This window comes from Amycolatopsis sp. NPDC051373, assembly GCF_040689465.1.
Taxonomy (GTDB): domain Bacteria; phylum Actinomycetota; class Actinomycetes; order Mycobacteriales; family Pseudonocardiaceae; genus Amycolatopsis.
Map to the genome: position 1 here is coordinate 57,231 of NZ_JBFBAE010000019.1, position 24,023 is coordinate 81,253.

The 24,023-nt window shown below is 70.5% G+C and carries 24 protein-coding genes and 1 pseudogene; 9 read left to right on the forward strand and 16 right to left on the reverse strand.

Annotated features, from left to right (window positions below; genetic code table 11):
* Nucleotides 1–4 precede the first annotated feature (4 nt).
* From AB0383_RS31220 to AB0383_RS31245, 6 genes are all read right to left on the reverse strand, one after another.
* Entirely contained in the window at nt 5–553 is a 549-nt protein-coding gene (locus tag AB0383_RS31220; protein WP_220245978.1) for an NADH-quinone oxidoreductase subunit B family protein, read from the reverse strand.
* Nucleotides 554–557: 4 nt separating this feature from the next.
* Nucleotides 558–974, reverse strand: coding sequence for an NADH-quinone oxidoreductase subunit A (locus tag AB0383_RS31225; protein ID WP_354884578.1), 417 nt, complete (start codon nt 972–974; stop codon nt 558–560).
* A 504-nt stretch (nt 975–1,478) separates the two neighbouring features.
* Nucleotides 1,479–2,771 carry a geranylgeranyl reductase family protein gene (locus tag AB0383_RS31230; protein ID WP_366189266.1) on the reverse strand — a complete coding sequence of 431 codons (1,293 nt, stop codon included), beginning with the start codon at nt 2,769–2,771 and terminating at the stop codon, nt 1,479–1,481.
* On the reverse strand, nt 2,768–3,472 hold the full coding sequence (locus AB0383_RS31235; protein ID WP_366189267.1) for a demethylmenaquinone methyltransferase: 705 nt from the start codon (nt 3,470–3,472) through the stop codon (nt 2,768–2,770). The genes AB0383_RS31230 and AB0383_RS31235 overlap by 4 nt, the downstream gene beginning before the upstream one ends.
* A gap of 1,149 nt (nt 3,473–4,621) precedes the next feature.
* Nucleotides 4,622–5,725: a glycosyltransferase gene (locus tag AB0383_RS31240; RefSeq protein ID WP_366189268.1), complete on the reverse strand. Its 1,104-nt coding sequence runs from the start codon at nt 5,723–5,725 to the stop codon at nt 4,622–4,624.
* Nucleotides 5,726–5,728: 3 nt separating this feature from the next.
* The gene (locus AB0383_RS31245) at nt 5,729–6,799 is read right to left on the reverse strand and encodes a glycosyltransferase family 1 protein (RefSeq protein WP_366189269.1); all 1,071 of its coding nucleotides are present in this window, start codon (nt 6,797–6,799) and stop codon (nt 5,729–5,731) included.
* A gap of 224 nt (nt 6,800–7,023) precedes the next feature.
* Between AB0383_RS31245 and AB0383_RS31250 the strand changes: the two genes are divergently transcribed.
* Nucleotides 7,024–7,866, forward strand: a complete 843-nt coding sequence (locus AB0383_RS31250; protein WP_220245973.1) for an inositol monophosphatase — start codon at nt 7,024–7,026, stop codon at nt 7,864–7,866.
* Between the two features lie 202 nt (nt 7,867–8,068).
* Here the strand turns inward: AB0383_RS31250 and AB0383_RS31255 are convergent, their stop codons facing one another.
* Both AB0383_RS31255 and AB0383_RS31260 read right to left on the reverse strand, forming a co-directional pair.
* A complete protein-coding gene (locus tag AB0383_RS31255; RefSeq protein WP_364171487.1) occupies nt 8,069–8,542 on the reverse strand; it encodes a DUF3592 domain-containing protein in 474 nt (157 codons plus the stop codon).
* Nucleotides 8,543–8,559: 17 nt separating this feature from the next.
* Nucleotides 8,560–10,077, reverse strand: coding sequence for a M1 family metallopeptidase (locus AB0383_RS31260; RefSeq protein ID WP_364171489.1), 1,518 nt, complete (start codon nt 10,075–10,077; stop codon nt 8,560–8,562).
* 139 nt (nt 10,078–10,216) lie between these two features.
* Here AB0383_RS31260 and AB0383_RS31265 point away from each other — a divergent pair.
* Nucleotides 10,217–10,615 (forward strand): annotated as a pseudogene (locus AB0383_RS31265) (phosphotransferase); the annotation flags it as partial.
* Nucleotides 10,603–10,941, forward strand: a complete 339-nt coding sequence (locus AB0383_RS31270; protein ID WP_366189317.1) for a hypothetical protein — start codon at nt 10,603–10,605, stop codon at nt 10,939–10,941. The pseudogene AB0383_RS31265 and the gene AB0383_RS31270, both read left to right, overlap by 13 nt.
* 3 nt (nt 10,942–10,944) lie before the next feature.
* Here the strand turns inward: AB0383_RS31270 and menD are convergent, their stop codons facing one another.
* Nucleotides 10,945–12,630 (reverse strand): 2-succinyl-5-enolpyruvyl-6-hydroxy-3-cyclohexene-1-carboxylic-acid synthase, encoded by a 1,686-nt coding sequence (gene menD / locus AB0383_RS31275; protein ID WP_366189270.1) that lies wholly within the window; start codon nt 12,628–12,630, stop codon nt 10,945–10,947.
* Between the two features lie 96 nt (nt 12,631–12,726).
* Here menD and AB0383_RS31280 point away from each other — a divergent pair, with 96 nt between their 5' ends.
* Genes AB0383_RS31280 through AB0383_RS31295 form a run of 4 tightly spaced genes read left to right on the forward strand, consistent with a single transcriptional unit; the run spans nt 12,727 to nt 15,905 of the window.
* Complete coding sequence (locus AB0383_RS31280; protein ID WP_364171495.1) at nt 12,727–13,650, forward strand: 1,4-dihydroxy-2-naphthoyl-CoA synthase; 924 nt, start codon at nt 12,727–12,729, stop codon at nt 13,648–13,650.
* Between the two features lie 16 nt (nt 13,651–13,666).
* On the forward strand, nt 13,667–14,818 hold the full coding sequence (menE, locus tag AB0383_RS31285; protein ID WP_366189271.1) for an o-succinylbenzoate--CoA ligase: 1,152 nt from the start codon (nt 13,667–13,669) through the stop codon (nt 14,816–14,818).
* Between the two features lie 51 nt (nt 14,819–14,869).
* The gene (locus AB0383_RS31290) at nt 14,870–15,001 is read left to right on the forward strand and encodes a hypothetical protein (protein ID WP_285970766.1); all 132 of its coding nucleotides are present in this window, start codon (nt 14,870–14,872) and stop codon (nt 14,999–15,001) included.
* A 34-nt stretch (nt 15,002–15,035) separates the two neighbouring features.
* Complete coding sequence (locus tag AB0383_RS31295) at nt 15,036–15,905, forward strand: 1,4-dihydroxy-2-naphthoate polyprenyltransferase (protein ID WP_364171499.1); 870 nt, start codon at nt 15,036–15,038, stop codon at nt 15,903–15,905.
* Between the two features lie 232 nt (nt 15,906–16,137).
* Here AB0383_RS31295 and AB0383_RS31300 read toward each other — a convergent pair whose 3' ends face one another.
* Genes AB0383_RS31300 through AB0383_RS31310 form a run of 3 tightly spaced genes read right to left on the reverse strand, consistent with a single transcriptional unit; the run spans nt 16,138 to nt 18,007 of the window.
* Complete coding sequence (locus AB0383_RS31300; protein ID WP_364171501.1) at nt 16,138–17,214, reverse strand: PLP-dependent cysteine synthase family protein; 1,077 nt, start codon at nt 17,212–17,214, stop codon at nt 16,138–16,140.
* Nucleotides 17,211–17,522: a DUF4229 domain-containing protein gene (locus tag AB0383_RS31305; RefSeq protein WP_364171503.1), complete on the reverse strand. Its 312-nt coding sequence runs from the start codon at nt 17,520–17,522 to the stop codon at nt 17,211–17,213. Before AB0383_RS31305 ends, AB0383_RS31300 begins: the two co-directional genes overlap by 4 nt.
* Before the next feature lie 11 nt (nt 17,523–17,533).
* Complete coding sequence (locus AB0383_RS31310) at nt 17,534–18,007, reverse strand: Lrp/AsnC family transcriptional regulator (RefSeq protein ID WP_220245963.1); 474 nt, start codon at nt 18,005–18,007, stop codon at nt 17,534–17,536.
* Nucleotides 18,008–18,383: 376 nt separating this feature from the next.
* Between AB0383_RS31310 and AB0383_RS31315 the strand changes: the two genes are divergently transcribed.
* Both AB0383_RS31315 and AB0383_RS31320 read left to right on the forward strand, forming a co-directional pair.
* On the forward strand, nt 18,384–18,596 hold the full coding sequence (locus AB0383_RS31315; RefSeq protein ID WP_072474890.1) for a BldC family transcriptional regulator: 213 nt from the start codon (nt 18,384–18,386) through the stop codon (nt 18,594–18,596).
* Between the two features lie 286 nt (nt 18,597–18,882).
* Nucleotides 18,883–19,068 (forward strand): hypothetical protein, encoded by a 186-nt coding sequence (locus AB0383_RS31320; RefSeq protein WP_220245962.1) that lies wholly within the window; start codon nt 18,883–18,885, stop codon nt 19,066–19,068.
* Nucleotides 19,069–19,131: 63 nt separating this feature from the next.
* On the opposite strand, the gene AB0383_RS31325 is transcribed toward AB0383_RS31320, so the two are convergent.
* The 4 genes from AB0383_RS31325 to AB0383_RS31340 form a co-directional block, all read right to left on the reverse strand.
* Nucleotides 19,132–20,484 (reverse strand): AAA family ATPase, encoded by a 1,353-nt coding sequence (locus AB0383_RS31325; RefSeq protein WP_366189272.1) that lies wholly within the window; start codon nt 20,482–20,484, stop codon nt 19,132–19,134.
* 90 nt (nt 20,485–20,574) lie between these two features.
* Entirely contained in the window at nt 20,575–21,552 is a 978-nt protein-coding gene (gene ccsB / locus AB0383_RS31330; protein WP_364171508.1) for a c-type cytochrome biogenesis protein CcsB, read from the reverse strand.
* Between the two features lie 3 nt (nt 21,553–21,555).
* Complete coding sequence (locus tag AB0383_RS31335) at nt 21,556–23,160, reverse strand: cytochrome c biogenesis protein ResB (protein WP_364171510.1); 1,605 nt, start codon at nt 23,158–23,160, stop codon at nt 21,556–21,558.
* Nucleotides 23,157–23,930, reverse strand: a complete 774-nt coding sequence (locus AB0383_RS31340) for a cytochrome c biogenesis CcdA family protein (protein WP_364171512.1) — start codon at nt 23,928–23,930, stop codon at nt 23,157–23,159. Before AB0383_RS31340 ends, AB0383_RS31335 begins: the two co-directional genes overlap by 4 nt.
* Nucleotides 23,931–24,023: the final 93 nt, after the last annotated feature.

The following is a 24,023-nucleotide window of genomic DNA, read 5'->3' on the forward strand; positions in this document are numbered from 1 at the left end:
GGGCTCACTTCTTCGCGTACTTGATCGACGAGGCGATCAGCTCGGTGCGCGCGCCGCTGGCCGCGCGGATGGCGGCGCGGCGGGCGTTGATCGGCTCGTCCTGGATCTTGGCGTGCAGCTTGAGGATCGCGTCGAGCAGCATCTCGGGACGCGGCGGGCAGCCGGGGAGGTACATGTCGACCGGCACCACGTGGTCGACGCCCTGCACCACGGCGTAGTTGTTGAACATGCCGCCGGAGGAGGCGCACACGCCCATCGCCAGCACCCAGCGCGGCTCGGCCATCTGGTCGTAGATCTGGCGCAGGACGGGAGCCATCTTCTGCGTCACGCGGCCGGCCACGATCATCAGATCGGCCTGGCGCGGGGTGGCGGAGAAGCGCTCCATGCCGAAGCGCGCGATGTCGTAGCGGGAACCGCCGACCGTCATCATCTCGATCGCGCAGCACGCGAGCCCGAAGGTGGCGGGCCACAGCGAGTTCTTGCGCGCCCAGTTGACCAGGCCCTCGAGGCTGGCCAGCAGGATGCCGTTGGGGAGTTTCTCTTCGAGGCCCATGGCTTCAGTTCCAATCCAGGCCGCCGCGCCGCCACACGTAGGCGTACGCGAACCCGACCGTAACGATGAACAGCACGATCTCCACCAGGCCGAACACACCGAGCGCGTTCGCGTTCACGGCGAACGGGTAGAGGAACACCATCTCGATGTCGAACAGGATGAAGAGCATCGCCGTGATGTAGTACGCCACCGGCATCCGGCCGCCGCCGACGAGCGGCTGCGGCGAAGGCTCGATCCCGCATTCGTAGGCCGCGAGCTTCGCCTTGTTGTAGCGGCTGGGGCCGACGAGCGGGCCCAGCAGCACCGACAGGGTGGCGAAACCGAGCGCCAGCACGAACAACAGGACGAGCGGCAGGTACACCTTCAGGCCAGGCGCGGCCGCAGCTCCACTGGGGTCGGCCTGCGCCAGCACGGGCAACATCAGCACGGGGTCTTCGCCATCCTTTCCGCGCCGCTGCGGGTTGCTTCTCGGGTGGTGGTCCGCTTCCTCGTCGGCACCCTAAGGGAGCTGGGTCACACCGCCGAGGGTCAGGGCACCCTTACGGCCCGTGGTTGGACCGCAGGTCGCTTGTGAAATAGTTCACAAGCCACTCGTCGTGGATGTGAAGCGATTCACAAGCATGGGGGGAGTGTAGGACGCGACTCACACGGCCGTCTCTAGGGGCCGTGGTATAAGGCTTACCTAACTTGACCGCACGGCCAGGACGGTGCAGCGCAGGTCGCACTCGCGGGACCAGCGAATAAGGGGTTGATTACCGGTGTAGCCGGGGACAATCCGGACGTGATCTTGTGACGTATCCCACCTGACCGGCTGGGCAACCATTGCTCCAGCCGGGTATTGGCGCACCGGCTCGCGGGACGCCTGCGAGCCGGTGCGGGGTCGTTCGGATGTTGCCCGGGGTGTCGCTCGGGTTGTCGCTTCGGATCAGCGGGGGCTGGGCGTGGCGCGGGCGAGGGCCGCGATGAGGCGGTCGACGCCGTCGCCGCCCTTGGCGTCATAGCAGCCGGAAAGTCCCTTGTACACCAACGGAAGGATCTTGTTGATCCGCAAACCGTACTTGGTGCACACGTGCATGACCTTCGGGTTGCCGATGAGCTTCGCGAAGACGTTTCCGAGGCGGTAGTAGCCGCCCATCAGCTCGCCGACGGCGCGCGGGTAACCCTGCAGCGCGCGCTCGCGCGAAGGGCCTTCGCGGCGGGCGAGCGCCTGCACGACGACCTCCGACGCGAGCTGCGCCGACTCCATCGCGGCGGAGATGCCTTCGCCGTTGAACGGGCTCACCATGCCGCCGGCGTCGCCGAGCAACAGCAGGCCGTCGCGGTAGTGCGGGGTGCGGTTGAAGCCCATGGGGAGGCCGGCGCCGCCGACCTTGCCGATGGCGTTCTCCTCGCGGTAGCCCCATTCCTCGGGCGTGCCGTCGAGCCACTGGCGCAGGAGCGCGCGGTAGTCGGTGTTGCGGAAGGAGGCGGACGTCGAGAGCATGCCGAGCCCGACGTTCACCGTGCCGTCGCCGAGCGGGAACGCCCAGCCGTAGCCCGGCAGGAGCTTCGGGTTGCGCGGGTCCGAGCGGTCCCACAGCTCGAGGTGGCCCTCGATGAACGGGTCGTCGTGGCGCGGGCTCTTGTAGTACCGGCGCACGGCGACGCCCATGGGGCGCTTCTCGTTCTTCTCGATGCCGACGCTTAGCGCGAGCCGCGCGGACACCCCGTCGCACGCCAGCACGAGCGGCGCGCGGTAACTCACCGGCGTCTTCTCGGGGCCGACCTTCGCCTCGACGCCGATCACGCGACCGGACGAGCTGGTGATGGCGTTGGTGACGGTGGTGCGCTCGTACAGGCGCGCGCCGGCCTTGACCGCGGTCTTGGCCAGCAGGTCGTCGAAGTCCTGACGCGTGCGGGCGACGCCGTAGGGCGGGTAGCTGGTGAGGTCGGGCCAGTCGAGCTCGAGCGTGAGGTCGCCGGTGAGAATGCGCAGGCCGCGGCTGTGGACCCAGCCGTTGTCCTCGCTGGTGTCGATGCCCAGGTCGATCAGCTGCTTCACGCCGCGGGGCGTGAGGCCGTCGCCGCAGACCTTCTCGCGCGGGAACTCGGTCTTCTCCAGCAGCAGCACGTCGACCCCCGCGCGCGCGAGGTACGTGGCCGCGGTGGAACCGGCCGGTCCGGCGCCGACCACGATCACTTCGGCGTCGTGGTCCGGGCTGCGGCGGGAGATCGTCATGCTGACGAGTCTACGGAGGGCTTCTTCGCGCGGTGAATGGCGACGACGCCGAATGTGAGGTTCAGCCACTCGACCTCGGTCCACCCGGCGCTCGCGATGATCTCGCCCAGCGCCCGCTGATCGGGCCACGCGAGCATGGATTCGGCCAGGTAGGAGTAGGCCTCGGGGTTCGTCGACGAGCGGCTGCCGACCCAGGTGAGCAGCTTCAGGATGAACCGCCGGTAGAAGAACCGGATGGGCGCGAACGAGGGCGTCGACACCTCACAGATGACCAGCCGGCCGCCGGGCTTGACCACGCGGAGTATTTCGGTGAGCGCGGCCTTGGTGTCGACGAAGTTCCTGAGCGCGAGGGAGATCGTGACGGCGTCGAACGAGTTGTCGGCGAAGGGCAGGTGCAGCGCGTCGGCCGCCACCATCGGCAGCTTCCGGCGCAGCCCCGCGCGCAGCATGCCGAGCGAGAAGTCAGCGGCGACGCAGTAGGCGCCGTTGCGCGCGTACTCGACCGTGGAGACGCCGGTGCCGGCCGCCAGGTCGAGCACCTTCTCACCGGCCTTGGCGTCGAGCACCCGCGCCGTGGTGGTGCGCCAGCGCCGGTCGAACCCGAACGTCATGAACGAGTTGGCCCGGTCGTAACCGGACGCCACACCGTCGAACATGGCGGCGACTTCGTGCGGATCCTTGTCCAGGCTTGCGCGGGGCATGCGTCGAATCTAGACAGTGGTGTGCGGGGTGGGTGCTGAGGGTGGCTCAGCTGCTGGTCAGGTGGCTGAGGTGGGTGGGTTGGGCTCGGGTGGGCGCGGGGTGGGGTGGGCTGTGGGTTGGCCTGCGGTCGCGGGTGCGCGGGGGCGGGGGCCGGTCGATGCGGCTGGCTCGGTGCGAGGGATCCACTCGCCCGCCGCCCGCGGCATGAACGGTCCACTCGCGCCCTGCGATCGGCACGAAAGGTCCACTCGCACCACCAACGCGGCATGAACGGTCCGCTCGCCCCACCGCCCGCGGCACGATCGGTCCCGTCGCACCCTGCCGGCGGCACGAAAGTTCCACTCGCGCAGCCCGAGTTGGCGCAACCGGACCCTCGCGAGAGGACCACTCGCACCCATCCGCACAGCACGAACGGTCCCCTCGTGCCGCACGGATGCCACGAAAGATCCACTCGCCCCACCAACACGGCACGATCGGTCCCCTCGCACGCCAGCCGCGGCACGAAAGGTCCACTCGCGCAGCTCGAGTTGGCGCAACCCGGCCCCTCGCGACAGGACCACTCGCACCCAGCAGACCAGCACGAACGGTCCCCTCGTGCCGCGCGGATGGCACGAAAGATCCACTCACCCCACCAACACGGCGCCGTCGGTCCCGTCGCGCCCGGCCAACGGCACGAACGGCCCACTCGCCGCACCTACGTAGCACGAACGGCCGAATCGCCCCTCCGACACGGCATGATCGGTCCCCGCGCACCCGGCCAACGGCACGAACGGCCCACTCGCGCCACCAACACGGCACCATCGGTCCCCTCGCACGCCGGGCTGCGGCACGAAAGGTCCACTCGCGCAGCTCGAGTTGGCGCAACCCGGCCCCTCGCGACAGGACCACTCGCACCCAGCAGACCAGCACGAACGGTCCCCTCGTGCCGCGCGGATGGCACGAAAGATCCGCTCACGCTCCGCCTGTGGCACGAAAGGTCCGCTCGTGGCCGTCGCGCGGCGCGAAGGGACCCGTCGCGCCGGTCGCGATGCGGTCGGGCCCGGGACTGCCCGAGTGGATTGGTCGGAGTGGACTGCCCCGGGCTGGGCTGGCCCGCGCGGATCAAACCCACCCGACGTCGACCCCACCCGACGTCAACCCACCCGACGTCAGCCGAGAGCGGCGAGCATCCCCCGCACCGACTCCGGCCACGCGAATTCCTCCGCACGGGCCCGAGCGGCAGCGCGGCGGAGGTCTTCGGGGCTGTCCAAGAGCCCCGTGACCGCGGTCGCAAAGGCAGGGGCGTGGTCGTCGACGGCGGCGCCGCAGCCGGGGCGGACGATCTCGCGCAGGGCGGACGACGCGGAGACCACCACGGGGGTGCCGGAGGCGAGGGCTTCGAGGGCGGCCAGCCCGAACGTCTCGTGCGGGCCCGGGGCGAGCGAGACGTCGGCGGTGGCCAGCAAGCGAGCGACCTCGTCGCGGCCGGAGAGGAATCCCAGGAACGTCACGGGGAGGCCGCGGGCGCGGCGCTCCAGCGCGCGTCTTCGAGGCCCGTCGCCGGCGATCACCAGGCGCACGCGGGCGCCGGTCTCCGTGAGCTCGGCGACCGTATCCACGCTGCGCTCCACGTGTTTCTCGGGCGACAAGCGTCCACAGTGGACCAACAGCGCATCCGCGCCATCGGCCAGTGAGTGCCGCCACGAGTCCGAGCGCATCGACGGCGCGAAGGTCGCCAAGTCGACACCCAGGGGGACCCGGCGGACGTTGGGCGCGGAGATCCGGTCGAACTCGGCGCGGGCGAAGGCGGTGGTGCACACGACCGTGTCGTAGCTGGCGGCCATCCGGCGGTTGGCGACGTCGGCGACACCGCGCGCAACCGGCCGCGGCAGAAGAAACTGCTCCAGCAGACGATCTAAACGCTCGTGGGAAATCACCGTGCTGGGAACACCATTGCGGCGAGCCCACGTGCCCATCCCGCGCAGCGTCAGCCGGTCCGAGACCTCCAGGCGATCCGGCGAAAGCCGCCGCAGCACAGACCGCACGCGATGCGGGTCGACCGCCCGGTAGCCGCCCGTGCCGGGGATCCGAGGCGCCGGCAGCGAGTACCGCCGCACGCCCGTGGGCAGCGTCTCCACGGCATAGCGGGTGCCCGGCACGACGAGGGTCACGCGGTGCCCGCTGGCGACGTAGCCCGCGCCGAGGTGGTGCAGGGCGGTCCGCAGCCCTCCCGAGCGCGGCCCGTAGAAGTTCGCCAGCTGGACGATGTGCATCGCTCAGGCCGCGCGCGCGGCCCGGTCCTGCACGGCCTCGTAGTGACCCACCAGCTCCCGGCACACCGCGGGCCACGTCCGGCCCAGCACGACCTTGCGGGCCTTCTCCCCCAGCCGCGCCCGCAGGGCGGCGTCGCGCAGGTCGTCGATGCGCTCGACAAGCGCGCGGCCGAACTCGTCGCGGTCGGCGGGCAGCAGGTACCCCGTGCGGCCGGGCAACACCAAGTCCTTCGGGCCGCCGGCGTCGGGGGCGAGCACCGGCAGGCCGGAGGCCATGGCTTCCTGCACGGCCTGGCAGAACGTCTCGTGCGGTCCCGTGTGGACGAACACGTCGAGGCTCGCGTACGCGACTGACAGCTCGTCACCGTACTTCGCGCCGAGGAAGGCGGCGCCGGGGAGGCGTTCGCGCAGGGAGGGCAGCTCGGGGCCGTCACCGACCACGACCACGCGGATGCCGGGCACGCCGGCCAGTGACACCAGCCGGTCGACTTCCTTCTCCGGCGCCAGCCGGCCGACGAAGCCCACGAGCAGCTCGCCGTTGGGCGCCAGCTCGGCCCGCAGCGCGGGGTCGGCGTGCGACGGCGAGAAGCGGTCGATGTCCACGCCGCGCGCCCAGCGGTGCACGCGGGGCACGCCGTGCAGCCGCAGCTGCTCGACGGAGTCCGACGACGGGGCGAGCGTCCGGTCGGCGCGCGAGTGCACGCGGCGCACCCAGCGCCAGGCAGCGCGCGCGCCGATGCCGAAGCCGTACGACGTGGCGAAACCCGCGATGTCGGTCTGGTAGACGGCGATCGACGGCACCCGCAGGCGGCGCGCCGCGGCCAGGCCGCGCGCGCCCACCACGAAGGGCGAGGCCAGGTGCACCACGTCCGGGCGGAAGCCGCTGAGCGCCGTGAGCACGGTGCGCGTCGGCAGGCCGATCGGCAGGGAGTGCACGCCGGGCACGTCCAGCGCGGGGATGCGGACGACCGGTGCGCCGCGGTAGGACTCGGGCCCTGGTCCCGGCGCCACCACGAGCACGTCGTGGGCGCGGTCGACCAGGTGCTCGACGACCCGCAGCACAGAGTTCGTCACGCCGTTCACCTGGGGCAGGAAACTTTCGGTGACTATGGCGACTCGCACCCGGCCACTGTCGCACCGGCGTGCGCGACCCGGACCAATCCTTCGTGACCGATGGGCCAACGGTGTTCGAACACTCCGAAGCGTTGGCTTCCGAACACAGTCCGTCGACAGATTCGCCACGACATGTCACCTCAAGGTCGTGTCCCGGAAACCAGGACGGCCCAGACTAAGCAGGCATGACCCTCTTGTCCTCCAGGCCGTCGCAGCCCGTGGAGCCGGGGCTGCTCTCGAGGGCTCTCGAGGTGGCCGGCCGGCTGGCCAACGACGCCACCGACGTGATCACCGCGACGGCGGGCCGCGGAGCCCACCCCTCGACCCTGGACTCCCCGTTCGACTGGGTCACCGACACCGACCGCATCCTCGAGCGCCACACCCGCCGGGTGCTGACGGCCGAGTTCCCCGGCATACCCGTGGTCGGCCACGAGTTCGGCGCCGACCACGGCGCCGACGTGGCCGAGTACCGCTGGGTGGTGGACTCCGTCGACGGCACCGCCAACTACGTCGCCGGCGTGCCGTGGTGCGCCTACAGCCTCGCGCTGATCGACGCGTCCGGGCCGGTGGTGGGGGTGGTCGCCGACCCGTACCGCGCCCAGATCTACGCCGCCGCCCGCGGCCGCGGCGCCCGCGCCAACGGCAAGCCCATCCAGCTCGTCGACCGCCGCGTGACGGCCGGCGCCATCGTCTGCACCGAGCTCGCGCGCAAGGGGCCGTGGCCGGGGATGGGCGGCTTCATCGAGCGCGCGGCGGCCGCCCACGCGGGCGTGCGGGTGCTGGGCTCGGCCGCACTGTCGATCGCGCAGGTCGCGCTCGGCCACGCGGCCGCCGCGGTGCTGCACAGCTACCACGAATGGGACGTCGCGGGCTCCGTCGCCATGGCCATCGAGGCCGGCGCGGTGGTGCTGGACAAGCACGGCGAGGACACGACGCTGCCGACGGACGGCCTTCTGGTGGCCGCCCCGGGGGTCGCGGACGAGGTCCTGAGCTGGTGGCAGGAGACGGCGACGGTCGCCACGACCTGATCCGGCGCTCGGGCGGCCGGCTCTCGGTCGTCTGAGCACTGCGCTCGATCAGGCCGCGCAGCGATCACGTCGCCGCGAATTCGGCGCCGGGTGGACACGAAGCCAACACCGCGCGCCTCGGCGGAGCCGCCATAACCACGTCGCAGCGACCGAGGCACGCAGCGAGAGGGTCGGCGCCGCAGGCCAAGACGAACCACGCGGGTCAGGCGACCGGGACTTCCGGCACCTCGGCCGCCGCCCGAGCGGCCCGGTCGCGCTTGATCAGACGGCGCAGCCACCACATCAGCGGACCCGCGACCAGCCAGGTGAACAGGATCGTCGTGCCCAGGGGCAGGAGGGTGAGCGTCGCGGTGCGGCCGGCGACGCGGGCGGTGCGGTCGGGGTTCGTGACGTCGTACTCGATGGCCACGAGCTGGCCCGCCAGGAGGCCGGACGGGTAGAGGACGCCGTTGGCCGGGCTGTGGACGATGCCGTCCGGGCTCTGGAACTGGATGATCGTGCGGTCGAAGTTCACGGACTCGACGGTGGCCGTGGCCGTGCCGAGGTGGGACTCGATGGCGTTGTCGTTGCGGATCGCCGCGAAGAGCAGGCTCACGCACATCACGGTGAGGAGCGAGGCGGCACCGAGGACGGCGAACCATCCGATGCGCCTCGCCCGCTCACGCCTGACCGTCACGTCGCGAGTTTAGTGCCTCACCGTTCCCCTGCGGCGGCGAGCATGCGGTGGTTGGCCCGGATCTGGTCGTAGGACTTCGGCTTGACCAGAGCGTGGCCCGCCCGCACAGCCCGAGCGGCAGCACCGTTCGGACCGACGGCCGGCTTGCCCAACGCGTACAGCCACGTCTGGAACAACGCCTGCAACGGCTTGCCCGACACCTGCTCCGCCAGCGCCTCGAACTCCGGGATCACGCCGTGGCCGCCGGCCTTCGTCGCCTGCCACTTCTGCAGGATGGCGAAGAACGCGTCGTCGCCTACGGTGGTGCGCAGGGCCTGCAAAGCCATCGCGCCGCGGTCGTAGACGGCGCCGTCGAACTGGTTCTCCTCGCCCGGGTCGCCGGGCAGGACCTGCCAGAACGCGTCGTCGGCGGCGTAGGAGTCGTAGGCGTACTGGGCGAGCTCGGCCGTGGTGCCCTCGCCCTCGTGCTCGGACCAGAGGTACTCGGCGTAGGACGCGAAGCCCTCGTTGAGCCAGATGTCGCTCCACTTGCCGAGCGAGACGTTGTCGCCGAACCACTGGTGGGCGTTTTCGTGGGCGATGAGGGTGGTGTTGGAGCCGTTGAGGAAGTTCTTCAGGCCGTAGGTGGGGCGGGTCTGGTTCTCGAGCGAGAACGTGATGCCGCTGGTGACCACGCCGCCCTCGGCCTCGAACGGGAACGGCCCGAACTGCGTGACCAGGAACGCGTCGATCTCCGGCGTCCGCTCGACACTCGCCTTGGCCGCGTAGAGGGAGTCGCCGAGGTCGGAGCCGTACGCGGTGATGAACGGCTTGCCGTCCGGCGTCGTCGACTGGTTCACCTCGTACTTGCCCACGACGAACGACGTCAGGTAGGTGGCCTGCGGCTTCGTGCTGCGCCAGTTCCACCGCGTCCAGCCGGCGCGCGACTGGGTCTTGCGCACGAGGGTCCCGTTCGTGATGGCCGCGTTACCGTCCGGCGCCTCGATGCTGACGTCGTAGGTGGCCTTGTCCGTGGGGTGGTCGTTCGAGGGGAACCACCACTGCGCGCTCTGCGGCTCATCGACGCCCAGCGCGCCGAACGCGCCGTGCTTCCAGCCGTGCAGCCCGTCGACGGCCTCGGTGGACGGCGTGTCGTCGTAGGCGACGACGACGGTGGTGGTCTGGCCCTTGAGCAGCGGGTGCACGGGGGTGATGACGAGCTCGCCGTTGCCGTTCTGGTTGGCGAAGGTCGCGGCCTCGTTGCCGACCAGCACGCTCTTGGCCTTGAGCGCGAAGTCGAGGTCGAACCGCGACAGATCCTGCGTCGCGGTGAGCAGCAGGGTCGTCGTGCCCGCCAGCCGGTCGGTGTCCGGCTGGTAGGTCAGGCGGATGTCGTAGTGCAGGACGTCGGTGCCGCCGTTGCCGGCGTTGGGGTAGTACGGATCACCCACCCCCGGCGCCCCCGGCTGCGGCGCGGCCGACGCCACCCCCGCAACCAGCACCGACACCACTCCCGCCGCGACCAACCCGAGCCCGGCCCGACCTCTTCCACGCATGGCGTTTCCTCCCAGACGGTGATCAACGCGCTCGAACGTAGCCAGAGTTCGAGTTGCGAGGTACGTCCGTTGGGAGGTTCTTACCCGCTGGGACTGCGAAAGGTAATCGCTTGACGGGGCGGCGATTCTCGATCGTGTGATGGAAGAACCACTGGTCGGGAACGTGACAAGCGGCATCGTTCGCGTCGGTGACACGGTCCGGCGCCCGGCCGGGCCGTGGACCGAGGCCGTGGACGCGGTGCTGGCGCACCTGCGTTCGGTCGGGTTCCGCGCGGCCCCGAGGCCACTCGGGCGCGACGAGCGCGGCCGGCAGGTGCTGGAGTTCGTGCCGGGCGAGGTGGGCGGTCCGTACTCCCCCGGCGACTTGCACGACCTCGGCCGGACGCTGGCCGAGCTGCACCAGGCGTTGGCGGATTTCGCGCCGCCGCCGGACGCGGCCTGGCAGCGGCTCATCCCGCCGGACCGCGAAGAACTCGTGTGCCACAACGACGTCGCGCCGTGGAACATCGTGCGCGCCGAGCGTGGGTGGGTGCTGATCGACTGGGACTGCACGGCGCCGGCGTCGACGATGTGGGACCTCGCCTACACCGCGCAGACCGCGGCGGACCTGCGCGCCGACCGGCCGATCGCGGAGTCGCCGCCCGCCTGCGCGCGTTCACCGACGGCTACGGCCTCGACGAGCGCCAACGAGCCGAGCTCCCGGACGCGCTCGGCCGCCGCGCCCGCGCGATGCACGGCTTCCTGCGGACGAACGCCCCAGTGCAGCCGTGGTCGCGCATCTGGCGTGAGGACGGCCCGTACTGGCTCGCGACCGCCGACTACCTCGACGCCCACGAGGACGCGTGGCGGACCGCGCTGGATTGAACCTCAGCCGTTGCCGACGGCCGAGGCCACGGCCTTGCGCAGCCGCGCGTGCAGGTCGCGGTGGCGCGAGCGGTCCACACGCACCTCGACGACCCGCAGGCCCGGCGCGGGCTTCAACGCAGCGCGGAACTCCGACACCGAAGTGGCCACCACGTGTGGCACCCGGTAGCCCGCGCACAACGCGCCCAGATCGGCGCCGTGGGGAGTGCCGAACACTCGCTCGAAGCTGTCCGCGTGCTCGGGTGCGCCCTGCTCCAGCAGCGAGAAGATCCCGCCACCGTCGTCGTTGAGGACGACGATGGTGAGGTCCGGACGTTGCTCGGCGGGGCCGGTCAGCAGGCCGGAAGCGTCGTGCAAGAAAGTCAGATCGCCCAGCAAAGCGTACGAAGGCGCGCGGTGCACGGTGGCCGCACCGATGGCCGTGGAGACCGTGCCGTCGATGCCCGCGACGCCGCGGTTGCGGTGGACGAGCACGTCGGGACGCAGGGTCCCGGCCAGGGCGACATCGCGGGTCGGGTTCGAGGAACCCACCACCAGAAGGGCACCCTGCGGCAGGGCGTCCACCAGCTCCGAAGCGACGCTCAACCCGCTGGGCCAGGGCTCCTCGGCCAGAGCGCGAGAAACGGCCGCGGCAGCAGCCGCGTCGGCGCGTTGCCAGCCGGCGAGCCACTCCGGGTCCGCGGGCTTCGTGGGCTCGGCGAACCACTGGCCGACCTGGCGGACGTTGTGCGCCGGCGCGGGCCAGTCGGAGTCGGGGCGGACCAGCAGAACTTCCACCGCGGGGTCCGAGAGCACCTTCTGGACCTGCCGGAACACCGTCGGCCGGCCGAGGCACAGGACCTGCTCCGGCTTGTGCCGCGAGATGAACTCCTCGACGCCCAGCAGCCACGCGCCCGACGAGATGGCCGTGGAGCCGGACAGGCCCAAACCACCGGTCTCCGAAACCACCGGCCAGCCGTGCTGCTCGGCCCACTCGCTGGCCGCCTGCACGCCGGTGTCGCACGCGATCACGAGGCCGTGGCGGGCCGAGGGCACCACAAAGGACGGCAGGGCGCCGAAGTCGGGGAGCTCGGTCCAGCGTTCGCCGTCGGCGCGGCCTTCGGTGGACTCGTACCACTCGTCGGCGCCGGCACTGTCGTCGAGGTCCGGCACCAGCGGCTCGCGGAACGGGATGTTCAGGTGCACCGGGCCGCTGCGCCACTCGCCGTAGGCGGCGTTCCACGCGCGGCAGATCTGGCTGCGCCAGTAGGAGTTCTGGCCGGCGCGCCGCTCGGCGACGGCCAGCTCGTCGAAGTAGCGCACCGCGTCGCCGTAGAGCTGGTACTGGTCGATCACCTGGCTGGCACCGGCGGAACGCAACTCGGGCGGGCGGTCGGCCGTGAGTACGATCAGCGGCACGCCCGCGCGGTCGGCCTCGAGTACGGCCGGGTGGAAGTTCGCGGCCGCCGTGCCGGAGGTGCAGACCACCGCCGATGGCCGGCCCGTGCGGGCGGCGATGCCGAGCGCGAGGAACGCGGCACCGCGCTCGTCGATGCGCACGTGGAGCTTGAGGCGCCCGGCCGCGGCCGCGTCGTAGAGCGCGATCGACAGCGGTGCGTTACGCGAGCCCGGGCAGAGGACTACGTGGGACACGGTGTTGCGGACCAGTTCGTCGACGATGACCCTGGCCTGCGCGGTGGAGGGGTTCACCGGCAGGCTCCGGGTAGGTCGCCCACAGACGCGCTACCTCCCGCGGAGGCGGCATCAGGCACAGCAGAGATGTCCACAGGTCCTATTCTCCCAAACGTGGATGACGCCCTAGTTTCCGAGCTGTTCGACCCCGCCGCGTGGACCGAGGTCGAAGGTTTCGCCTTCACCGACATCACCTACCACCGCTCTGCCGAGAGCCGCTCCGGCAAACGGGTGGTCCGCGTCGCGTTCGACCGTCCGGAGGTCCGCAACGCCTTCCGCCCGCACACGGTCGACGAGCTCTACCGCGCCCTCGACCACGCCCGGATGAGCTCCGACGTCGGCTGCGTCCTGCTCACCGGCAACGGGCCGTCGCCCAAGGACGGCGGCTGGGCGTTCTGTTCCGGCGGTGACCAGCGTATTCGCGGACGCTCCGGGTATCAGTACGCAAGCGGGGAGACCTCCGACACGGTCGACCCCGCGCGCGCCGGCCGGCTGCACATCCTCGAGGTCCAGCGCTTGATCCGGTTCATGCCGAAACCGGTGGTCGCGGTCGTTCCCGGCTGGGCCGCGGGCGGTGGGCACTCGCTGCACGTCGTGTGCGATCTCACGCTCGCCTCCGCCGAGCACGCGCGCTTCAAGCAGACCGACGCCGACGTCGGCTCGTTCGACGCCGGCTACGGCTCCGCCTACCTGGCCCGCCAGGTCGGGCAGAAGTTCGCCCGCGAGATCTTCTTCCTCGGCCGCGACTACACCGCCGAGCAGATGCACCACATGGGCGCGGTGAACGAGGTCGTCCCCCACGCCGATCTGGAGAAGGTGGCGCTGGAGTGGGGCTGGGCCATCGTCGGCAAATCCCCGACGGCGCAGCGCATGCTGAAGTACGCGTTCAACGCGATCGACGACGGCCTCGTCGGCCAGCAGCTCTTCGCCGGCGAGACCACGCGGCTGGCGTACATGCAGGACGAAGCCGTGGAAGGCCGCGACGCGTTCCTGCAGAAGCGGGACCCGGATTGGTCCGACGTCCCGTACTACTACTGATCCACCGGGAGACCTCGTGCGTGTGGTGTGGCTCGACGGGAGCGCCGAAGCGGTGTCCACCCTGGACACGGCCGTGGCGGCGGCGCTGGACGGCGGCGAGGCCGTGCTGCCGCTGTCTTCGGCCGACCCGGCCGCGCCCGGCGTGCTCGAGGCCATGGCGCCGGACACCCCGGCCGAACCGGACACGGCCGTGATCATCGCCACGTCCGGGTCGACGGGCGCGCCGAAGGGCGTGCTGCTCTCGCCGGGGGCGCTGACGTCGTCGGCCACCGCCACGCACGCGCGGCTCGGCGGGGCGGGCCACTGGCTGCTCGCCACGCCGGCGCACTACATCGGCGGCCTGCAAGTGCTGGTCCGCGCGCGGCTGGCGGGCACGAAAGCCGCGGTCCTGACCGGGGCGGGCTTCCGGCCGGACGAGTTCGCCACGGCCGCCGCGCCGGTGCTGGCCGAGGACGGGCCGCGGTACACGGCGCTGGTGCCGACGCAGCTCGTCCGGCTGCTCGACGACGGCGGGGCCGGGCTGTCCGCGGCCCGCGCGTTCGACGGGATCGTGCTGGGCGCTGCGGCGACGTCGGCGAAGCTGCGTACGCGGGCTGTCGAGGCCGGCGTGCGGATCGTCCCCGCGTACGGCATGAGCGAGACCGCGAGTGGCTGTGTCTACGACGGGGTGCCGCTCGACGGGGTGCGCGTGGAGCCGGATGCCGATGAGCGGCTGCGGATCTCCGGGCCGGTGCTGGCCCACGGCTACCGGCTCGCACCATCGCTCACCGAGGAGTCGTTCCAGGACGGCTGGTTCCGCACGTCCGACCGTGGGCGGCTGCTCGACGACGGCCGCGTCGAGGTCCTCGGCCGCGCGGACGACGTGATCAACACCGGCGGTGTGAAGGTGTCGGCGGGGTCGGTGGAGCGGGCGCTCGGTGCGATCAAGGGCGTGCGCGACGTCTGCGTGGTCGGGATCCCGGACCCTCAATGGGGTGAAGCAGTGGTCGCGTTGGTGGTCGCGGAGGGACCGGTCGCGGGCGAAACGCTCCGGGCCGTCGTCCGCGAGGAACTGGGTGCCGCGGCGGCGCCGAAGCAGGTCGAGTTCACGGCCGAACTGCCGTTGCGTGGCCCCGGGAAGATCGACCGGGCAGCCGTCAAAGCCCTGTTCGCCCGACGGACGGCGTGAAATCCCGCCGGATCGTTGACAGGGTGCCAGTGATCACGGTTGCCTCGGGGTATGACGAGGTGGACGAAGGCTGCCGTGGCGGTCGTGACTCTTGCGGTGGGGTTGCTCATCGGCGCGGGCGCCGCGTCGGCCGACGAGCCGAACAGCAGCGGGACCCTCACGTGGCAGGTCACGGGTTCCTGATCGGGTGAAGATCGCATGGCGTTGAATAACGACCATGGCGACAGTGAGTGAGTGGATCGAAGGCGCCCGCCCGCGGACGCTGCCCAACGCGATCGCGCCGGTGGTCGCGGGCGTCGGGGCGGCGATCGCGCTGGACGCGTTCTCGTGGTGGCGTTCGGTGCTCGCGCTGCTGGTCGCGCTCGCTCTGATCATCGGCGTGAACTACGCCAACGACTACTCCGACGGCGTGCGCGGCACCGACGAGAACCGCGTCGGCCCGCTGCGACTCGTCGGCTCCGGCACAGCCGCCCCGAAGGCCGTCCTCGCGGCGGCGCTGGTGTGTCTTGGCCTGGCCGGCGTCCTTGGCCTGCTGCTCGTGGCCCTCACCGGCTTCTGGTGGCTGCTGATCATGGGCGGCGTCTGCATCCTCGGCGCGTGGTTCTACACAGGCGGCAAGAAGCCCTACGGCTACTACGGCTTCGGCGAGATCGCCGTCTTCGTGTTCTTCGGCCTCGCCGGCGTCCTGGGCACCCTCTACGTGCAGGCCGGGCGCGTCAGCTGGGCCGGCTTGGGCTGCGCCGTCGCGGTCGGCTGCTTCTCCACGGCCGTGCTGACGGCCAACAACCTCCGCGACATCCCCACCGACATCGAGTCGGGCAAACGCACCCTCGCCACCCGCCTCGGCGACACCGGCACCCGCCGCCTGTACCTCGCACTGGTGACGGTGCCCTACGTGCTCACGGTGGTCCTCGGCATCTGGCACCCACTGCAACTCATCGCCCTGGTCACGGCCCCCATGCTGCTCAAGTCCGTCCGCGCAGTCGGCAGCGGCAAGGTCGGCCGCGAACTCATCCCCGCCCTCCGCGACACGGGCCTGGCCATGCTCGCCTGGGCAGTCCTCAGCGCCCTCGCACTCAGCCTCTGACCACACCCAGGCGACACACCGCCCCCCACTCAACGCAACAGACCCACCCAACCAAACCCAGCACCCAGACCCGCCCCGGCACCCCGATCCGAAGCCTCCGTGCGGCCGGCGAGCCGTTGTCAAGGCACGCTTTCCCGCCTTGACAACGGCTCACCGGCCGTCAACACAATCCAGCTTCGGGGTGCTCTCCCAGCGCAACACGCCCTGCGAGGACCACAAGGACCTACAAGGCCTACCCCTCAAACCGACCGGTCAGCAGAAACTCATCGAACTTCGCCCGATACGGCGCGATGTCGAGGTCCTGCTCCGCCAACCACTCATCCGAGTAGTACGTGTTCGCATACCGATCCCCACCGTCACACAACAACGTGACGACAGACCCGGCCTGTCCCTCGGCGATCATCCGCGAGATCAGCAAAAACGCGCCGTACAGGTTCGTCCCCGTGGACCCACCCGCCCAGTGCCCCGTGTGATCGCGCAACAACCGGATGGCGGCAAGCGACCCGGCATCCGGCACCGAGAACATCTCGTCGATCACCCCGGGCACGAACGACGGCTCCACCCGCGGCCGGCCGATCCCCTCGATCCGCGACGGCATCCCCGTCGAGTAGTCCAGCGCCCCGGTCTCCCAGGCACTGAAGAACGATGAGTTCTCCGGGTCCACCACGGCGATCTTGGTCGTGTGGCGCTTGTACCGCACATACCGCCCGAACGTCGCGCTCGTGCCGCCCGTCCCGGCGCCGACCACGATCCACGACGGCACCGGATGCCGCTCGGCGCGCATCTGCGCGAACACCGATTCCGCGATGTTGTTGTTGCCACGCCAGTCGGTCGCGCGCTCGGCGTAGGTGAACTGGTCGAGGTAGTGCCCTCCGCACTCGGCGGCGAGGCGTTCGGCCTCCGGGTACATGTCCGGGGCGCGGTCGACGTAGTGGCACTCGCCGCCGTAGAACTCGATGAGGGCGATCTTCTCCTTGCTCGTGCGCCGCGGCACCACGGTCACGAACTTGAGCCCCAGCATGCGCGCGAAGTACGCCTCGGACACCGCCGTCGAGCCGCTGGAGGCCTCGATGAGCGTGGTGTCCGGGCCGATCTGGCCGTTGACCAGGCCGTAGAGCAGCAGCGACCGGGCGAGCCGGTGCTTGAGTGAGCCCGTGGGGTGCACGGACTCGTCCTTCAGGTAGAGGTCGACGCCCCATTCCTGGGGCAGCGGGAACACGTGCAGGTGGGTGTCGGCGCTGCGGTTCGCGTCGGCCTCGATGATGCGGACGGCCTCACGCACCCAGGCGCGGTTGTGGAGCCTGCTCACGCGGCCTCGTCGCCCGGGTTCGCCGGGAGGTCACCGCGCAGCTGGGCGCGTAGCGCGGCCCGCGCGCGAGCCCGCGACTCGTTGCGCTTGGCCAGCCCGGCCGTCACGCGCGCGTTGAGCTTGCGGAAGAGCAGCAGACCCAGCGGCAGGCCCACGACGAGCCCGATGAGGAGGGACACCAGCAGCGGCACCCCGACCAGCGACAGCACCAAGGCGACCACGGCCACCAGTGCGAAGCGCGCGACCAGGTACAGCGTCAGGTCACGGGGCAGGTGTTCCGGCGATTCGTGTTCCGGCGATTCGCTCACATCAAGGGAGGCTACGCCTTGTTCTCGGCCTCTTCGTCCAGGCCCGCGTTGTTCGGACGGCCCTCGAAGCGCGTCGAGAGCACCACCGTCGTGTTGGTGCGCCCGACGCCCGGGATGCGCCGCAGCCGCCCGAGGGTGTGCTCCAGCTCGTCGACGGTCGACACGCGCACCTTCACCACGAACGCCTCGTCGCCGGCCACGGCGTAGCAGCTCTCCACCTCGGCGAGCTCGCCGAGCGCGGTGGCCACGTCCTCGTCGGTGGCGGTGTCCGTCGGGTGGATGCCCACCAGCGCCGTGACGCCCAGGCCGACGGTGCCCGGGTCCACCATCGCGTGGTAGCCGGTGATCACCCCCGCGGCCTCGAGCTTGCCGACTCGTTCGTGCACCGACGAGGCCGATAAACCGACGGAGCGGCCGAGGTCGGCGTAGGTGGCCCGGCCGTTGACCCGCAACGCCGCGATGATCTTCCGGTCCAGCTGATCCACGGGCTCATTATGCTTCGCGGCCCGCGCCGGCCGCAGGGAAGGTAAGGCGCCCCGATCAACGCCACAGAGTGTCTACTGCGTCACAACGTCGCCGATGGCCGCTATCGCCCGCGATGCCCCTTTAGCGCGTCTTTACCTGAGGTCGCCGCTCCGCAGAAGAAAACCTCCTGGTCAGAGCCATTTGAACAAGGACTTCACACACGGGAGGACGCCAGAGGTTATGTCCCTTTTGCACTTTAAGGGCTCTTTACTCAAGGACAACCGTTCGAGTACCCGACGGGTGAAGTGCCACGATTGCCGCGTTGGCTACCCCGGCGCGACGGGCGAAAGGCCCGATGCCTCCGGTATAGCAAGTAGGTCGTTAAGGAGGCGGAAAATGACCGCGACGATGGGCGGAAGGTTGCTCACTCCGGGTGAGGTGGCCGCCTTGTTCCGGGTGGACCCGAAGACGGTCACCCGGTGGGCCACGGCCGGCCGGATCGGCTCGATCCGAACCCCGGGCGGGCACCGCAGGTTCCGCGAGTCCGAGGTGAACGAGCTCCTCGCCGAGCTCACCACCGACGCGAGCGAACCGGCCCGCAAGGCCTGAACCACCGCGACGAGAGGGTCGTGAGTGGTAAGAGGTGACTTCCCGCACCTCTTACCGGTCACGACCCTTCGTCGTACCCGGTCCACGAACCGCGGTCGTGTCGTCGTGACCTCGCTCCGGGCCGCCGAGGAGATTTCGGGTTACTGTGCTTCCGGTGACCAACCCGACCACAGCCACGGCGGGAACGGTGCCAGACAGGGCGCCCCTCCGTTGCGTACCCACCTACTTTTGGCCGGATTGGTAATGTGGGGAGTCGGCAAGGCCTTGCACGACGGAAGGACCGGGCATGATCGCTCTGCTCGCAGCGGTGGGCGCCATCACCATCGCCGTTCTGTTGTGGCGGGCCTTCGGGGCGCAACGCATCGGCGTGCCGGACCGGCGGCCGACCCTCGCCCCCGACGACGACCCCGACTTCCTGCGCAAGCTCGGCGAGCAGCAGCGCAAGCGGCCCACCGACGACCCGGACGCGTGACCGCCGGAACGTAAAGAGCGCCCCAGGCCAGGCAGGCCCGGGGCGCCGTTCATCCATCAAGTGTCAGCGGTACTGCTGCGCCCCGAAGCCATCGGCCACGGTCGCCGCCAGCTCCAGCAGCGCCAGACGCGTGTCGCCGCCGAGGCGTTCCAGCTCGATCTCCGCGCCCTCCTCGATGTGCGCGTCGAACGGGATGCGGCACACGGCGCGGACCTTGGCGCCGAAGTGAGCCGAGAGCTTGTCGAGGTCGACCGAGCTGCCCTTCGGGCGCACGGAGTTGATGACCACGACCGAGCGCTTCACCAGGTCGCCGTAGCCGTGGGCCTCGAGCCAGTCGAGCGTGGCCGAGGCGCTGCGCGCACCGTCGACGGAGCCCGACGAGACGACCACGAGCGAGTCGGCGACGTCGAGCACGCCCTTCATCGCCGAGTGCATCAAGCCGGTGCCGCAGTCGGTGAGCACGATGTTGTAGAAGTGCTCCAGCAGGTTGACCGTGCGCCGGTAGTCGGTCTCGGAGAAGGCCTCCGACACGGCCGGGTCCTGCTCGCTGGCGAGGATCTCCAGCCGGCTGGAGCCCTGTGAGGTGTACGAGCGGACGTCGCTGTAGCGGGTGATCTTCTCGGCGTCGCGCAGCAGGTGCCGCACGGTCGCCGTGGTCTCGATCGCGATCTTCTGCGACAGCGTGCCGCGGTCCGGGTTCGCGTCCACGGCCACCACACGGTCGCCGCGCAGCGACGCGAAGGTCGAGCCCAGCGTCGTCGTGGTGGTGGTCTTGCCGACTCCGCCCTTGAGCGAGAGCATCGCGATCTTGTAGCACCCGCGCAGCGGCTGGTTCACGCGCGCGATCAGCTCGCGCCGGCGCGTGTCGGCCGGACTTTCGCCGGGGTTGAGCAGCTTGCCGGTGCCCACGTACAGCGCCTTGCGCCAGCCGGACTGCGGCGTGCGCTTCGCCTGCTTCACCAGGTGCGCGGTGGTCAGGTCGTCGGGCACAGCCGAGTGCCGGCCGCCCGGCTGCGGCAGGCCCGAAGGCTGCTGCTGCGACGGCGGTTGCTGCTGCGGGTAACCCGCGGGCGGGTACTGCTGCTGCGGCTGCAGCGGCGGGAGGTTCTGGTCGTACTGCTGCTGCGCATACCCGGGCGGAACCTGGCCGGGCTGTGCCGGCTGGCCCGCCTGAGCAACAGGCTGACCCGGCACGGCGTGCGGGCCCGAGTTCGGGTTGGGCGAGGCCACGACCTGAGTCGGCTGGGCCTCGTACGCGTCCGCGGACGGGTGCGGCGTCGAGTCCGTACGTTCGTCGGAGAACAGTTCGGCCGCCGGTTCCGGAGTGGGTTCGGGCTGTGCCTGAGCCTGCTCGGGCTGCCCTGGAACACCGCCGGACTCCGTCCGGGTGGCCGCCTCTTCGCTGGGTCCGGTCACCGCTGCCAACCTCCCGATCGCACCGCCTGCTGGATCCTCCAGGTATCGACGGTAGTCGGGTGGAGTGTTACGAACCGCGTGGACCCCCGGTCAGTTCACCCCTGCGTAGGAGTGCAGTCCGGCAGTCACCAGGTTGACGAAGAACAGGTTGAAGATCGTCACCGCGAAGCCGACGATGTTGATCACGGCCGCCCGCGTGCCGCGCCAGCCCGCGGTGGCGCGGGAGTGCAGGTATGCGGCGTAAACGACCCACGCGATGAAGGCGACGGTCTCCTTCGGGTCCCAGCCCCAGAACCGGCCCCACGCGGCCTCGGCCCACACCGCGCCGCACAGCACGCCGAAGGTGAAGATGGGGAAGGCCACGATCGTGGCGCGGTAGGCGATGCGGTCGAGCACGTCGGCGGCCGGGAGCTTCGGGCCGAAGCCGGGGAACTTGGCCGGGTTGCTGTCGTACGCGGTGCGGAACAGGTAGAGCACGCTCGCCACGCCGGGCACGAGGAACACGCCGGAGCCGATGATCGCGGCCGACACGTGGATGTAGAGCCAGTAGGACTGCAGCGCGGGCACGACCGGCGCGGCCACCGTATAGAGCAGCGTGCCGTTGATGAACATCAGGATCACGACGGGCAGCAGCAGGAAGCCCGTGAGGTGGCGCACCGGGAACTTCCGGATCACGATCAGCCACGCGACCACCGTGATGAAGGTGACCGCCATGCCGTACTCGTACATGTTGCCCCACGGCGCGCGGTGCACGGCGAGCCCGCGCAGCACGATCGCGGTGAGCTGCAGCAGCGCGCCCAGCACCAGCAGAGAGGCCCCCATGCGACCGATGCGCTCGGCGCGGCCGACCTCGCGCGGGGCATCGGGCTCGGCCGGGTTGTCGGCGTCCTCGATCACCGGCCCGCCGGCGCCGACCAGCGACTTCTGCGCGCTGCGCTCGTGGGCGCGGCGGCCCTTCGCGCCGAAGGCCTGCTCGAACAGCGAGAGCAGGAGCGCGAGGACGTAGATCGCCACCGTGGTGGTGTAGAACCAGTCGCTGTACTGCGACAACGTCTCATTGATCTGCATGCCTCAGCTGCCTTTCCGGCCCGTGACCAGCCGTTCGCTGATCCGCTGGAACTCTTCGCCGTACCCTGCCTGGTCGGTGCGCGCCAGCCCGGCGACCTCGATCACGGTACCCGCGTGTCCGTCGTCACCCGGGCGCACCCGCACCCACACCCGCCGCCGCTTGACCAGCAGCGATCCGCCCAGGCCCACGAACATCACGATCGCGAAGCCGAGCACGTACACCTGCGTGGGGTCGTGGGAGATCTGCAGGTTCACCCACTTGTTCACGCCGTCGAAGCGCACCTTGGTGCCGTCGTCGAGCGTGACCGACTGGCCGATGGCCAGGTTCTGCCGCGCCACACGCTTGAGGCGGCCGTCGGCCACGAGGCCCTGGTCGACCTCGAACACCGACTGCCCGCGGCCCGCGTCGAGGCCGAGGTCGCCGCGCAGCACGTCGACGGCGACCATCGGGTTGTTCAGCTCGGGCGCAGTGGAGGTGAGGATCCCCTCGTGGACGAACGACGTCGGCGCCAGCACCCCGGTGATCGCGAGCTGCTTGGTGCGGCGCTGGATCTCGTCGGTCACGCCCGGCTGGTCGAACTTGGTGGCGCCCTGCGAAAGCATCGTGGTCGTGTCGGTGGGCCGCCACTGCGTGTTCTGCGTGCGCTTCTCGCCGTTCGGGAAAGTCACGGTGAACTGGGGCGAGTAGCCGTTGCCGAGCAGGTAGACGCGGTCGCCGACAGTGCGCAGCGGGTCGTTGACCTGCAGGTTGTACGGCCGCCAGGTGTTCGTGGTGAGGTCGGCACCCGACTGGTACTGGATGTTCGAGTGGTAGTAGTCGGCCTCACCGGCGGGCGTGTAGTTCGCGGTGAAGTCGTTGACCTTCACGCAGAACGCGTCGAGGTCGGTGCCGTCGATGCGCAGGCCGGCCTCGAACGAGTCGTAGTTGTAGATGCCGGAGTTGCAGAACTGGCTGCCGTCGGCCTGCACGATGACCTGGCCCTCGTAGCTGTAGAGCTTGCCGAGGGCGAAGAAGATGATCAGGCCGAGCATGCCGAAGTGGAAGAGCAGGTTGCCGGTCTCGCGCAGGTAGCCGCGTTCGGCGGAGATGCTGTAGCCGCCGTCTTCATCCCGCTCGATCTTGCGCCAGCCGGACAGCTGCTTGCGCACGTCTTCGCGGATCGACTCGGGCGTGCGCGAGGTGCGGACGATGCGGTGGTGCGGCATCCGCGCCAGGTTGCGCGGCGTCAGCACGGGCTTCGCGCGCATCTGCTTGACGTAGTCCCAGCTGCGCGGCGTGAGGCAGCCGATGAGCGAGATCATCAGCAGCAGGTAGATCGCCGAGAACCAGACGCTGGAGTAGACGTCGTAGAACTCCAGCTTGTCGAGCAGGGTGCCCCACCAGCCGTGGGCCGAGATGTACTCGTCGACCTTGGCCGCGTTGAGCCGGTTCTGCGGCAGCAGCGCGCCGGGCAGCGCGGCGAGCGCCAGCAGGAACAGCAGCACGAGCGCGGTGCGCATCGACGTGAGGCCGCGCCAGGTGTTGCGCAGGAAGGCGAGCAGCTGCTTGCCGGCCGAAGGCTTGTACGGGCGCTGCGGGTTGGCGGGGGGCGCTTCGGTGGTCGTCACAGTGGCAGCACCAGGTTCGAGGCGACGGAGTTGCGGAGCCAGCCCATGACGTCTCCCCAGAGTCCGGTGACGAGCAGGATGCCGACGACCATCAGCAGCCCGCCGCCGATGAGCTGCACGCGGCGGCCGTTGCGGCGCAGCCAGTCGGTGGCGCGCACGGCCCAGCGGGCGCCGAGCGCGATCAGCAGGAACGGCAGGCCGAGGCCCAGGCAGTAGACGAGCACCAGCAGGTAGCCGCGCGCGGCCGCCCCGCCCGTGGCGCTCGCGAGGCTCGTGACAGCCGAGAGCGTCGGGCCGATGCACGGGGTCCAGCCGAGGCCGAACACCGCACCCAGCAGCGGCGCGCCCCAGATCCCGCCACCCGGCACGCGGTGCGAGCGGACCTCTCGCTGCAGGCCCGGGATCCAGCCGAGGAACACCAGCGCCATCGCGATCGTGAGCACGCCGCCGATGCGCTGCAGCAGGTCCTGGTTGATCAGCAGGGTGTCGGCGAGCCAGACGAGCGTGCCGAGCGTCGCGACGAACACAACGGTGAACCCGAGCACGAACAGACCCGCGGCGCCGAGCACGGCGTAGCGACCCTTCTTGCGTTCCTCGTTGACGCTCACCGCCGGCGCGTCGGCTCCCACCAGCGCCGCCAGGTAAGCCAGGTACCCGGGCACCAGCGGTACCACGCAGGGCGACGCGAACGAGATCGCGCCGGCCAGCAACGCCACGCCCGCGGCGAGCAGCAGCGGTCCGGAGATCGCCAGCTCGGACACGGAGTTCACGCACTTGAGAGTAGGCAGTGAGCTTCGCGTAAGACGGGCGGGGGCAACTCACAGGACGTACGCCACAGCCCGAAGGGGACCAAGGTCCCGCCG

What these genes read in the sequence shown, in the direction of transcription:
- AB0383_RS31250 (WP_220245973.1), top strand. Translation starts at nt 7,024, where the DNA reads ATGACCCTCTTGTCCTCCAGGCCGTCGCAGCCCGTGGAGCCGGGGCTG.
- ccsB (WP_364171508.1), bottom strand. Translation starts at nt 21,552, where the DNA reads ATGCAGATCAATGAGACGTTGTCGCAGTACAGCGACTGGTTCTACACC.
- AB0383_RS31235 (WP_366189267.1), bottom strand. Translation starts at nt 3,472, where the DNA reads ATGCCCCGCGCAAGCCTGGACAAGGATCCGCACGAAGTCGCCGCCATG.
- AB0383_RS31290 (WP_285970766.1), top strand. Translation starts at nt 14,870, where the DNA reads ATGACGAGGTGGACGAAGGCTGCCGTGGCGGTCGTGACTCTTGCGGTG.
- AB0383_RS31240 (WP_366189268.1), bottom strand. Translation starts at nt 5,725, where the DNA reads ATGCACATCGTCCAGCTGGCGAACTTCTACGGGCCGCGCTCGGGAGGG.
- AB0383_RS31295 (WP_364171499.1), top strand. Translation starts at nt 15,036, where the DNA reads ATGGCGACAGTGAGTGAGTGGATCGAAGGCGCCCGCCCGCGGACGCTG.
- AB0383_RS31260 (WP_364171489.1), bottom strand. Translation starts at nt 10,077, where the DNA reads ATGCGTGGAAGAGGTCGGGCCGGGCTCGGGTTGGTCGCGGCGGGAGTG.
- AB0383_RS31320 (WP_220245962.1), top strand. Translation starts at nt 18,883, where the DNA reads ATGATCGCTCTGCTCGCAGCGGTGGGCGCCATCACCATCGCCGTTCTG.
- AB0383_RS31315 (WP_072474890.1), top strand. Translation starts at nt 18,384, where the DNA reads ATGACCGCGACGATGGGCGGAAGGTTGCTCACTCCGGGTGAGGTGGCC.
- AB0383_RS31230 (WP_366189266.1), bottom strand. Translation starts at nt 2,771, where the DNA reads ATGACGATCTCCCGCCGCAGCCCGGACCACGACGCCGAAGTGATCGTG.
- AB0383_RS31225 (WP_354884578.1), bottom strand. Translation starts at nt 974, where the DNA reads ATGTTGCCCGTGCTGGCGCAGGCCGACCCCAGTGGAGCTGCGGCCGCG.
- AB0383_RS31220 (WP_220245978.1), bottom strand. Translation starts at nt 553, where the DNA reads ATGGGCCTCGAAGAGAAACTCCCCAACGGCATCCTGCTGGCCAGCCTC.